Source organism: Komagataeibacter diospyri (assembly GCF_006538165.1).
In the GTDB taxonomy this organism is placed as follows: Bacteria; Pseudomonadota; Alphaproteobacteria; order Acetobacterales; family Acetobacteraceae; genus Komagataeibacter; species Komagataeibacter diospyri.
This window is the reverse complement of the sequence record NZ_BDLU01000004.1, coordinates 1-12,261: the sequence shown is the minus strand read 5'-3', so window position 1 is coordinate 12,261 and position 12,261 is coordinate 1. Positions and strand designations below refer to the sequence as shown.

Here is a 12,261-nt window from a genome sequence, read left to right as displayed (position 1 = left end):
TCCGGCGGAACCCGCCAGCCACATCACGACCGAGGGCGAACTCATCTGGCTTATGGACAAGGCGGCGGCGGGACAATGAATGCCGTGAACATCACTGCGCCTCCAGCGGGGTGCGGAAAGGATACAGCCAGCCAGAAGAACAGCAGGAGCCCGGACATGACAGCCCAGACAAGCGACCCGCGTGAGAAACAGAAACGCCTCGCCGCGATCGAGGCTGCATCCATGGTCAGGGAAGGGATGGTGGTCGGCCTCGGCTCGGGCACCACGTCAGCTTACATGATTGATGAACTGGGTCGCCGCTGGGCGGAAGGGCTGCGATTTGCCGCCATTCCCACATCGGAGCATTCGGCCGAGCAGGCGCGTTCGCACGGGATCAGGCTGGTGACGTTTGCCACCCACCCGCAGATCGACCTTGATATTGACGGGGCGGATGAAGTGGAGATGGGCACGCTCAACCTGATAAAAGGCCGGGGCGGGGCGCTGTTTCGTGAAAAGATCGTGGCCGCCGCCTCACGCCGCTTCGTGGTGGTGGTGGATGAAAGCAAGCTGGTGCCACGGCTGGGCCACCATATGCCTGTACCCGTGGAAGTCACGACATTCGGCTGGGAACTGACGGCCACCCGGCTGCAGGATCTGGGCGCGCGTCCCACCCTGCGGCTGGACCCGCAGGGCATACCCTTCAATACCGATGGCGGCAACCTGATCCTGGATTGCAATTTTGGGGAAATCGCTGATTCCGTGGCTTTGGCACGCCAGATCCGCTCCATCGTGGGCGTGATCGAAAGTGGCCTGTTCATTGGCCGCACATCCGAGGTTATCGTGGCAGGCCGGGATGGCCTGAAGCACCTGATGGCCGGATAACCACGTCCTTTACAGCGGAAAGTAATCATGGTTGTTGGGCTTGATGCAGGCATATCAAGCCTCAAGGCCGTGCGGATGAGTGGCACGCAGCAGGTGCTGGTGCCATCCACCCAGCCATGTGGAGCGAACAGGTACCGCAGGACTGGTCGGCCGCGTTGATACAGGCAATGGACGCGCTGGCGGCTCATTCCATATGGGGGATGGCTACCGTCATCGCTATCGACCTGTCAGGACGGCAGCATGGCGCGGTGCTGCCGGGCACGCAGGGGACAGCGCTGCGGCCGTGCATATTATGGAATGACGAGTGCGCTGCACGGAAATGCGTGGAAATCGCGCACAGGTTTCCCGGTAGCCGACTGAACCGCGCCGGGGGTGATGGAGACCTGTTTGATTAAATTACGCAGGCATGAGACGTGGTCCGGTGAGTATGTGATCGCGTGACCGATGGCGTCACGAAAGGCATCGGCGTCCCATTGCCCGCGATCGAGAGGTGCCTATTGACCGCCATGGACCGGGCTCTCCTGCCGCTTCCGAACGTATCCATCCCGTTTTGCGTGGTTCATTGCCGATCAGGCCAACAGGGAAGGTACACGTAGAAGATGCGACACGCTTCTGAGTAAAACAGCGGAACGATCTGCTTGCTGGTCGCCTGAAGCGTGGACGCCGATAGTTCCTGCATCTATTCAACTTATGTTCCATCATTCATGAAATACTGAATCATGGTTGCCCACAGAATATGAACGCATGCATAAAATGCAACTGTATTGCCGGAGGGATCTGCAAGCCCGCGTATAATCAGCTGATATCACAATCAGATTTCTCGATTTCTGCTCTTGCATATGTCATTTATTTATTACTACTTGTGAATATCATCTTTTCTGATTCTTAAGACTGTCAACATAACGTGATGTAAAGCGAGGTGTCGCATTGCTGCAACGTACTGATGTCGAAACGATGTGATGAGTATTTTTTTCTCGATAATCATTACGTCCCGTCAATATCGTAAATCGACAGAAGAATCGCGGGGCATCATGAACAGACGAACTTCTTTCCTGATTACAACTATCTGCTCTTTTGTTTCTTTCGGAGCAGTCGCCGCAACACCCAGTGGAAATTCTGTAACAGAGGAACAGAATCCAGAAAAAAACGGGACAGTCCGCGCACGTCGTGCAACGACAGCGCAGACACATACGCGTGCTGCGCAGAACCTGAAGCAAGAAAATAACGCAGGTGTAAATAGTTCCGGCGTCGAGACAATAAACGTGTCGACAGGCACGCACACGGTCAATCGGAAGGCGCGTGACAGCATGAGTCCCGTCTCGGTCGTCAGCGCGGCAACCCTGCGCCGGTCAGGCCAGATGAACCTGGCTGATGCCCTGACCCGTACCTATGCCTCGATCAATGTCAGCACGATGGGGGCCGATGCGGGCGCCCTGACATCCGCCATTCGCATGCGTGGTCTGAACCCGAACGAAGTGCTGGTGCTGGTTGATGGCAAGCGCCGTCATACGACGGCCAATCTGTATGCTGATTCAGGACCGGATTCAGGTTCGACCCCGGTTGACCTGAATATGCTTCCGGCCAATGCCATCGATCATATCGAAGTGCTGGAAGATGGTGCGGCCGCCATGTATGGCTCGGACGCGATTGCCGGTGTGGTCAACATTATTACCAAGAAACAGGATCATGGCCTGAATCTGAGCGGCCAGACCGGCGCGAATGCCTATAACGGTGATGGCTGGGGCTACCAGCTTAATGCCGATGGTGGCATGAAACTGGGGCAGGGCGGGTTCCTGCATATCAGCGGCCAGATGTACCATACGGACCATTTCGTGGCCAACAATGCGCGGGACCACCGCCTGCTTGGTTCCCAGCCTGCCGATGCCAGCAGTGCGACCTATACCGGTGTCAATGCTGGAAAAATTTCAACACGTTCCAACAAGATCATGAGCACGCCAGAAGAAACGCGTGAAAATCTGGCGATTGAATGGGGCAAGCAGTTTACGCCCGGAATCAATTTCTATGGGCTGATTACCTACGCCCATCGTCATGCGGAAGCGTATGAAAACTATCGCACGCCCACTGTCGGCGGTTCCTGCGAGGCCTGTGCCGCTATTGCCCCCTATGGTTTTTCACCGCTGGAAACCATGGAAGAAAACGATTTTGCCGCCACACTGGGCCTGAAGGGTGACAACTTCATGGGCTTCAATTGGGATATCAGTTCCACCTATGGTGAAGATATCGACAAGATCGGCAACAAGAATACCCTTAACACATCTTATGTCACTGAATACGGTTCCAGTCCGCGTAAGGCGCGGGCTGAAAGCTACAGCATGGTGCAATGGACCAACAACGTCGATTTCCGTCGTCGTTTCAAGATCGGGGACGTCGTTCCGATGACGCTCGCTTTTGGTGCTGAAGAACGGATGGAATCCTACAACATCACCGCAGGTAATCCCGTTTCGTACCTGGGGGGTGGCACGCAGGGTTATGCCGGCATCTCCCCCGGTTCGGCTGGCACATGGTACCGTGACATCTGGGCGTGGTATCTGGATGGTGATTTCCGCCTGACCAGGAAATGGGAACTGGATTTTGCCGGGCGGCTGGAGCATTACACCGATGTCGGCAATACAGAAAATGGCAAGATTTCAACACGTTACAACTTCACAAAGCGTATTGCCATCCGTGGCACCATCAGCACGGGCTTCCGTGCCCCGACGCTGGCTGAATCCCATTTCAGCGCCGTCAATGTTTCACCCACGGGTGCCAGCGGCCTGCTTGCCGCTGATTCCTCGGCGGCCCAGGCCATTGGCGCGACCAAGCTGAAGCCCGAGCGCTCCACCAGTGTCAGCGGTGGCATCGTGCTGGAGCCTGTCGATGGTTTCCACGTTGAAGCGGACGTCTACCAGATCAATATGCGTGACCGCATCGTGCAGGATACGAACTTCGGCGGTTCTACCCCTTACGGTAATACAACGCAGGGCGAGGTTGCGGCGCAGGCCATTGCCCAGCTGGCTTCCCTGCCAACCGGTTTTACCGGTTATAACGATGTTTATGCCGATTATTTCACCAATGGCGCCAGTACCCGCACACAGGGCGTGGACATCAAGGCGGATTACATGTTCCGCTTCCATCAATACGGCAATCTGGCGCTGTCGATGTCGATCGACCTCAACCGCACCCGCCTGCATCATAACGGCGCGGACCTGAACCTTTCGGATATCGCGGCAATCACAACCGATTATCCGCGCAGCAAGATCATCCTGAACGCATATTATACCTACCGGAACTGGGATTTTAATATCCGCCAGACCCGCTATGGCCAGACCAGCGACATGATGCAGTATCAGGACTGGGGTCCTGCGGCCCTGCAGTACTCCAACAACGCCCTGCAGCAGTTCATCAATACGCCACACTGGCTGACGGATATTGAAATTGGCGTCCGTTTCAAGAAAAACTGGCATATGGCAGTCGGTGCCAATAACGTATTCAACGTGCGTCCACGCATGGTCCCGCAGGCGCTTAATGCTTTGGGCGCCATGCCTTATGATGAAGATTCCGCCCAGATTCCCATGTATGGCGGGTATTATTACGGTCGTCTTAATGCCAACTTCTGATCCGGCCTGACAGTTGAAGTCAAAATACCCATGGCCGATACCATGGGTATTTTACTGACGATGGGCAGAAACCTTGCTGTTTCCTGCGTCCATCTGGCAATCCATCCATGGCCGGAAAGGCATGATCTTCATATCCGCTTGCATTGTTCCCAGCCAGAATCAGTCCGGAGCAATGGAGGCAGGTTCATCACGGTTGTTGTTATGGGAATTTTCTGGTGACAAACGCTCATCCGCGCAAGGTACCCACGCGCAGGCAACTTTTGACCCGTATTGGCACGCTCGCCGGTAGTGCCGCCCTGTATCAGGCCATGACATCCCTGGGACATGCGCAGGGTACGGATTTCACGTCTTCGCCCGTCCTGTCCGGTGCGAAACGCGGGACACGCGTGCTGGTCCTGGGGGCAGGGCTTGCAGGCATGCTTTCCGCTTATGAACTGCGCAAGGCAGGCTACCATGTGCAGGTTCTGGAATTCCAGAACCGTGCTGGTGGCCGTAATATCAGCCTGCGCGGGGGGGATACCGTAACCGAACTGGGGGGAGCCACCCAGAAGGTCAGCTTCGCATCGGGCAATTACATCAATCCCGGTCCATGGCGTATTCCCTACCATCATCAGGGATTGCTGCATTACTGTCGTGAATTCGGGGTGGAACTGGAACCGTTTGTGGAACTGAACCACAATTCATGGCTCCATTCGAGCACGGCATTTGATGGCAAGCCGGTCCGGTACCGGGAATTTTCCGCAGATTTCCATGGTTTCACGGCGGAACTTCTGGGCAAGGCGATTGACCAGCACAAGCTGGACGACATGGTTTCGGTCGATGAGCAGGAACATGTCATGACCGCCATGCGGCAGTGGGGCTGCCTTGATTCCAATCTGAACTGGACCAGGGGCATCATCAGTTCCGAAACCCGTGGATATGAAAAGGCGCTGGGTGGCGGCATAAACGGCGCGCCTGTTCCATCCGAGCCGTTTGCCCGCAAGGATGTCATGCGTTCCGGCCTGTGGACGTGGCTTGCCTTCCATGAACGTCTGGACATGCAGACCACCATGTTCCAGCCCGTAGGCGGCATGGACATGATCGGCAAGGGCTTCAACCGGCAGGTACACGACCTGATCACCCTGAACTGCAAGGTCACATCGATCCATCAGGACGACAGGGGTGTAAAGGTAACTTATAACGATATGAGCCATGGTGGTGCCGTGCGTGAGGCGGAGGCCGATTACTGTGTCTGCACCATCCCGCTGCCCATCCTCTCGCAGCTTGATGTGCAGGTCAGCGCACCGCTCAGGGCCGCGATCATGGCGGTGCCCTATGCGTCCTCCGTCAAGCTGGGGCTTGAGTTCAAACGCCGGTTCTGGGAGGAGGATGACCAGATATATGGCGGAATCAGCTTTACCGATCAGCCGATCAGCCAGATTTCCTATCCCAGCCACGGCTACTTCTCCCGCGGCCCCGCGGTCTTGCTGGGCGGGTACATGTTTGGTCCGGCGGCATACGATTTTGCCGGCATGACCCCGCAGGAGCGGATCGAGCATGCCCTGACGCAGGGTGAGGTCTTCCACAAACAATACCGCAAGGAATTCTCCAACGGCGTCAGTTTTGCATGGAGCCGCGTGCCCTGGACAATGGGGTGCTGCTCGATGTGGAGCGAACAGGCGCGCAGGACCCATTACAAGGCGCTGTGCACCATGGATAACCGTATCGTGCTGGCTGGCGAGCATGCATCCTATGTGGGGTGCTGGCAGGAAGGGGCCATCCTGTCTGCGCTGGATGCCATAACCCAACTGCACAGCCGTGCGCAGGGAGCCAGCTGATGCGCAAGTTTCTTCTGTTTTCCATTTTTGCCGTCCCGCTGCTTCTGGTCCCTGTTGGTCCAGTACAGGCGGATAGCGCCAGTTCGGTCGTGGGGCAGGTCCAGCCCCTGAATACGGGCGAGGACGTATATCGTCATGTCTGTCAGGGCTGTCACATGCCCGACGGCAAAGGGGCGGTCGGTGCCGGTGCGCAATTCCCCGCCTTTGCCAGCAATGCCAAACTGCAGGGCAGTGGGTATCCGGTTTATGTCATCATGAACGGATATGGCGGCATGCCATGGTTTTCGGGCACGTTGAAAGATGACCAGATTGCCAGTGTGGTCAATTACATCCGCACGCATTTTGGCAATCATTATACGGATACCGTCACGCCCGCCGATGTCGCGGCCCAGCGGCCTGCCGTACAGCAGAAGGAACAGTGAAGCGAATGTTCGATCTTAAAAAGACAGCCATGGTCCTTGCCATCCTCTCCAGCATGGCTGGTGCTGTCCCGGCCTGTGCCGATGACGGTATCGTGCGGCATTCCGCAGGCAAATTTCCCATTGCATCCTCTATCGAGGTTCCGGCCGGGGCGAGCACCATCTACCTCAGCGGCATGGGCGCGCCGGTGCAGGACAGGAAGGCGGATCCGCATACCCTTGCCGCCTACGGTGATACGCAGGCCCAGACCTATGCCGCGCTGCTGCGTATTCAGGATGAACTGAAAAAGCTGGGTCTGGGCATGGGCGATGTCGTGCAGATGCACATTTACATGGCCGAGGACCCCAAGCTGGGCACGCTCGATTTTGACGGGATGATGAAAGCTTATACCCAGTTTTATGGTACCGACAGGCAGCCGGATCTGCCGGTCCGCTCGGCCTTTGGTGTGGCCCATCTGGCCAATCCGGGTTGGCTGGTTGAGATCGAGGTTACTGCGGTGCGTATGCCCGCAAAGTAATAGATCGGCATATCTCATCCCAGTGGCATGTACTGTGGTTGTGCTTCATAATGTAAGGAATTACCTATGCCAGCCCCAAATATTTTTCTCATTTGTGCTATTCTTTCAGGTATGTCAGGGCTATGATTTTGGTGGTCTACTTCGTCTTCGCGGCGCTGCTCGTCTTGGTGAGATAAGTTATAGTTTTTATATTCTCCATGGAATATTGTTGTTTTACGCCAATAGTCTAATAAACAAATTTTCATTTGGACCTATACCCTATAGTTTTATTATACTTTTATACATTGTGATTTCCGAAATAATATCATGCTTTAAATTTTATTTTATAGAAAAACTATGTATAGTATTTTGAAAAATAGCAGTAAATAGACTAGTTATCTCAGTTCCATAGCAAATTACTTTATAACTTTATTTATTTAGTTGTTCGAGGCATATCTTGAAGTCCACAAGAAGACGTTTCATTTCCTCTAATGAGAGGGTACATCTAAACGTCTTCTTGTTACCTTTCTTGTTCCAGAAATATACAGACTGTATCCTCTTGATTTTGTCGGGGTTGTATCTAATATTACCATGTGAAAGTTCATAACGAATACATTTCAAAAAACCATAATAGGAAATATTTTCTTCTAAAATGATCTTATATTGAACGTCTATAGGGACTGGCCTGTTCGAGAAATATTCGATGAACTGCTTCCCTTTTGATGACTTCTCAAAAGGGTGAATAAGCGCACCCAAGAATGTATTCACGAGTTGGGTCACTTCATACAGGCCATGGATCTCGTAATTCGCTTCGATGAATTCCAAGTTGGCTATAGACCGTCGAATGATGTCCAAGAGCGGATCACTCGGAATACCCATGCTGTACCGTCCTTATGGTAACCAGATCACCAGACGGATACCTTCTGATATGGCCTCGTAGAACGCAAGGCATTGGGGATGAAGACAGGGCATTAATCTACTTTTTTCAAACGTTTAGACTTTTGAAACAGTCTCCAAGGCTACCATTGTCGATTCACTTCCTCCTTCGGGCAACCTCAGGCCGCTTCCGGGATGCGGCGGTGGTCCTCAGCACGATCTTGATGAGGGCAAAAACTTCTTGTCTGGTCACTTCGCCCGAACAAGAAGGGCAATCGCAGTGTAATGGTTGGAGCCTGCAGGGCGGTCGGTGGGGTGTCAGGCAGATGGATGAAAAAACGATTATTCATCGTACGAGAATGAAAGTCTGTATTTAATCGCACACCCTTTTCGAAATATACTGAAATACATATTGATGTCATATTATGGGATTGCACGCTATATGTGTCTTGAGAACAACAGATCTTAAACGTATCCGGGCTGTCATTGGAGACAAAGCTATGCTTTTTGTAGGATACCATGTCGCAATGCGGTTGAGGTCAGTTTTTTTGCTTCGAAGATACGCGCCACTGAGTTTTCAGCTCTGCCTGCTTGGTATGCCGTGGGGAACATCTGCAGCGCCAGTCAAGACGCCGAGGTCGACCTGTTTTACTCCTGCACACGCTCCCACGTCCCCATCGTCTGCACTTCCGGGATTTACCTCGTCCGTTGCGCCGGGTTTGCGTTCTCTATCGGAAAACTTTTATCAGAGCGCTCCGGTCCGTCGCCCCTTTGCTGCTTCTCCTGCCCTTGGCAATATGGATCATGTTGGCCCCTTTGCAATCGAACATAGCCAGAGCAGCCCTATTCCGCTTGAACAGGGCACAACGGTTACGGCAGCTTATCCCGTGAGAGGTGTTCAGGGCATGGACCTTGTCGTAAACGCATTTGGAGGCCATCGACAGACCAATACAGGTAGTAATGTAGGCTCAGCCGCCATAACCGCTGGCGTGCGTTTCAAATGGTAAAGCGCAGAATGCGACGTGATGAGTGGATACAGATCTCATTGACCGCACGATGATCTACATGTTTGAAAACGTCATCGATCTGACCGCCAAAATGCGTCAGGCATCCAAAATAGACGAGTTGAACCTGTCCCTTCGCGCACTTCTGGCGCGGCTTGGCCCGTTTGCCCATGCGGCTGGCACGATCCACAAGACCCGATTGGGTGAGCGTTATCTGATCGACACGACCTATCCCGATCACTGGCTGGAACATTACGTCCGGAACAATTACCAGAATATAGATCCAGTCATTGATCCCGTAAGCCACGGTCTGACGCCCTATGACTGGAACCAGGTCTATGTCAGGAATGCGGACCAGAAAAAAATAATGAATGAATTCCGGGATATCGGCTTTCAGACCGGACATGCCATCCCGTTTCATTTAACCCCAGGAATGTTGCTGCTGGTGAGCGTGGCCTCGCCTGAAAAAGAAATCGACTTCCGGACGCAGGCCCTGATCCAGTTGATTGTCGGGCAATATCATACCCGCTATTGCCAACTCGCCAAACTTGCTACCTATAACGACCGACCGGTTATGACAGACCGGGAACGGGAGTGCCTTCTCTGGGTTGCCCAGGGCAAGGATACAACTGAAATTGGCTCCATCCTTTCGATAAGTGATAATACGGTCAAACATCATGTGAAGAATGTGATGCAGAAACTGGGTTGTCACAATCGTGTCCAGGCTGTTGTGCGTGCCATCCAGCTTGGCTTGATATATCCATGACGTGCGTGGACAGTCGCTACGAAACAATTTGTAACATACGTGACTACCCGGACGGGGAGTAGGCCATAGTTATCAGACTTCTAGAATGCAGAAATCGCTAATTTTGTGGTCTTTGTGTTCATGCCTCTACCGCTCGTCCACTTCATGTCCGGTCTGCCGCGATCAGGTTCAACGCTACTGGCCGCTATTCTGCGCCAGAACCCGGTTGTGGCTGAAGCGGGGTATATTTCTCCTGTTGCACCGATGATCGTCAAACTCAGCTCGGTTATGGTCGAGGGAGAATATCAGACCGAATTCGATACCGAGACCCGCGATCGTGTCCTGCGGGGCGTGTTGCTGAACTATTACGGAAAGCTTCCCGCTCCGGAAAGGCAGCGACCGGTCATCATCGATAACAGTCGCATCTGGTGTACCCGTGTCGGGTTGGCCAATGCGCTCTTTCCCGGTTCCAGGATTATATGCTGTGTGCGCGATCCGGCCCGGATCATCGACTCCTTTGAGCGCCTCATTCAGAAAAATCCGCTACTGGGATCAAAAATCGTGCCCATTGAACGACGGGGCAATCTCTATAGCCGCATAGACTATATCCTTGCGGCAGATGGTCCGTTCGGGTTCTGCTGGCGTGCTTTCAACGAAGCCTATTTCGGGGATATGGCGCATAATCTCATCGTTGTTGATTATGACCGGCTGGTGAACGATCCGGGTGGGACAATGGCGATCCTTACTGATGCGCTTCAGCTGCCCGCATGGCGCTACGATTTCGAACGTGTGCAGTTTGAAGAGCCGGTTGCGTTTGACCACAACCTGAACTCACCCGGTCAGCATATCGTCCGTGAACGGGTCGGTGCGGTCCATCGGAGACTGGCTATTCCCCCCCGAAATTGCGTCGCGACTGGCGGGGGGCACATTCTGGCGCGATCCTAAAAAAAATCCGGATGGAGCGACGATTATTGCCTGAGTCTCCGCCGCCCGGAATTGTTGCGACAATCGGTCCTGTTTCTGCAAGTCGTGAAATGCTGCAAGCCCTTTCGGAAGCTGGCATGACAATGGCCAGGCTGAACGGTTCGCATAACACACGCGAATGGCATCGGCAGACGATCAGGTTGATAAAGGAAACGCTGCCAGACCTGCCTGTTCTTCTTGATATTCCTGGCCGGAAGATCAGAACAGTGCTCCTTGCCCATGAACCGGCCTTCGAGGCCGGAGACCTCATTATCCTGACCACTGACAGCCAGCATGATGGCTCGATCAAGGTTCCGGTTAATTTTGACCGATTTCATGAATTCATGATGCCTGGCCTCGACGTGTATGCCGATGACGGTCACCTGTTTTTTCTAGTCGAAGAAATTAACGGACGTGACGTGCATATGCGCGCGAAAGTCGGTGGTGTACTGCGGAGCCGGAAAGGTATAAACGTGCCGCAGGCCCGGTTCGAGCGCCCGCTGGTTACACGGAGCGATCGCGAGATGATGGCCTTCGCCCAGGAAAATGCTGTGGACTACGTTGGCATCAGCTTCGTGGAAGGAGCGGAGCATATCGCGGCAATCCGCCATCTTATGGGAAGGGTTCCGTTGGGTATTGTTGCCAAGGTGGAAAATCAGGGTGGCCTGGACAACATGGCCGAAATTATCGGGGCATCAGACATGGTCATGATCGACCGGGGGGATCTTGCTGTCGAGACCAGTCCCGATCTGGTCTGTCTGTTCCAGAAACGCATACTTGCGGCGGCACAGAAGCAGAAAGCACCTGTTATCGTAGCGACTGAACTGCTCAATACCATGATTGAACATCCATATCCGACCAAAGCGGAGATTGGCGACATCACGACCGCAGTCCTCGATGGCACGAGCTTTCTGATGCTATCAGGAGAAACGGCGATCGGTTGCTATCCGGTGGAGGCAACGGCTCGATTGCAGCAGATAGGCAGGGCTGTTAGCGCATATATAAAACAGAACGGATGGTGCTCGATAGCGCACCCAGGACCATGTTCGATATATCATTGCGGCCCTCAATCCGATCCAGATGGAGGCTGGAGCCTGCCTCCATGAAAAACAACAGACACTGAATGAGCTGTCCGTTCGGCAAGCAGATGGCACCACAACCAGCGTCCTGACCGGGATCCGTGGCTGCCCGTCCTGTGGCAATTTCTTGCCATCGGCCACGCTGTCGACTGCCTTACCGACAAGAAAGCAACAGCCGCAACCGGCCTGTGCCGGTACGACGCGCAGGCGGGTGTCTGATTGTCGACGATGATGCGCGTACGGCTTGATGAAAGTTTTTCCGCACATCTAAGGACAGGGGTGAGTGGCCCGGAAGTCATGGACCAGGAGACTGTGTAGAATTTTGTGCGGTGCCATTTTTTCAGGCCATTGGGAACCGCTCATCGAACATGATAGCGAGCTGG

Annotated in this window: 10 protein-coding genes and 2 pseudogenes; 10 read left to right on the top strand and 2 right to left on the bottom strand. The window is 53.9% G+C overall.

Going from position 1 to position 12,261, the window contains the following annotated elements:
- The 3 genes and pseudogenes from MSKU9_RS18845 to MSKU9_RS00725 all read left to right on the top strand — a co-directional run.
- Positions 1–79, top strand: a pseudogene (locus MSKU9_RS18845) (6-phosphogluconolactonase); the annotation flags it as partial.
- Positions 80–156: 77 nt separating this feature from the next.
- A complete protein-coding gene (gene rpiA / locus MSKU9_RS00730; RefSeq protein ID WP_141259452.1) occupies positions 157–861 on the top strand; it encodes a ribose-5-phosphate isomerase RpiA in 705 nt (234 codons plus the stop codon).
- 116 nt (positions 862–977) lie between these two features.
- Positions 978–1,256, top strand: coding sequence for an FGGY family carbohydrate kinase (locus MSKU9_RS00725; protein ID WP_141259451.1), 279 nt, complete (start codon positions 978–980; stop codon positions 1,254–1,256).
- A gap of 48 nt (positions 1,257–1,304) precedes the next feature.
- Here the strand turns inward: MSKU9_RS00725 and MSKU9_RS18430 are convergent.
- Positions 1,305–1,540 (bottom strand): annotated as a pseudogene (locus MSKU9_RS18430) (IS701 family transposase); the annotation flags it as partial.
- 628 nt (positions 1,541–2,168) lie between these two features.
- On the opposite strand from MSKU9_RS18430, the gene MSKU9_RS00715 reads away from it, so the two are divergent.
- From MSKU9_RS00715 to MSKU9_RS00700, 4 genes are all read left to right on the top strand, one after another.
- Positions 2,169–4,478: a TonB-dependent receptor plug domain-containing protein gene (locus MSKU9_RS00715; protein ID WP_141259450.1), complete on the top strand. Its 2,310-nt coding sequence runs from the start codon at positions 2,169–2,171 to the stop codon at positions 4,476–4,478.
- A gap of 215 nt (positions 4,479–4,693) precedes the next feature.
- The gene (locus MSKU9_RS00710) at positions 4,694–6,295 is read left to right on the top strand and encodes a flavin monoamine oxidase family protein (RefSeq protein WP_141259449.1); all 1,602 of its coding nucleotides are present in this window, start codon (positions 4,694–4,696) and stop codon (positions 6,293–6,295) included.
- Entirely contained in the window at positions 6,295–6,717 is a 423-nt protein-coding gene (locus tag MSKU9_RS00705) for a c-type cytochrome (RefSeq protein WP_141259448.1), read from the top strand. Before MSKU9_RS00710 ends, MSKU9_RS00705 begins: the two co-directional genes overlap by 1 nt.
- A gap of 5 nt (positions 6,718–6,722) precedes the next feature.
- Complete coding sequence (locus tag MSKU9_RS00700; RefSeq protein WP_141259447.1) at positions 6,723–7,232, top strand: RidA family protein; 510 nt, start codon at positions 6,723–6,725, stop codon at positions 7,230–7,232.
- 408 nt (positions 7,233–7,640) lie between these two features.
- Here the strand turns inward: MSKU9_RS00700 and MSKU9_RS17995 are convergent, their stop codons facing one another.
- Positions 7,641–8,090: a HEPN family nuclease gene (locus tag MSKU9_RS17995; RefSeq protein ID WP_141259446.1), complete on the bottom strand. Its 450-nt coding sequence runs from the start codon at positions 8,088–8,090 to the stop codon at positions 7,641–7,643.
- Between the two features lie 1,026 nt (positions 8,091–9,116).
- Between MSKU9_RS17995 and MSKU9_RS00690 the strand changes: the two genes are divergently transcribed.
- From MSKU9_RS00690 to pyk, 3 genes are all read left to right on the top strand, one after another.
- Positions 9,117–9,857, top strand: a complete 741-nt coding sequence (locus MSKU9_RS00690) for an autoinducer binding domain-containing protein (RefSeq protein WP_227002286.1) — start codon at positions 9,117–9,119, stop codon at positions 9,855–9,857.
- A gap of 120 nt (positions 9,858–9,977) precedes the next feature.
- The gene (locus tag MSKU9_RS00685) at positions 9,978–10,781 is read left to right on the top strand and encodes a sulfotransferase family protein (RefSeq protein WP_227002285.1); all 804 of its coding nucleotides are present in this window, start codon (positions 9,978–9,980) and stop codon (positions 10,779–10,781) included.
- 26 nt (positions 10,782–10,807) lie between these two features.
- Positions 10,808–11,905 carry a pyruvate kinase gene (gene pyk / locus MSKU9_RS00680; RefSeq protein WP_227002284.1) on the top strand — a complete coding sequence of 366 codons (1,098 nt, stop codon included), beginning with the start codon at positions 10,808–10,810 and terminating at the stop codon, positions 11,903–11,905.
- The last annotated feature ends 356 nt before the right edge of the window (positions 11,906–12,261 follow it).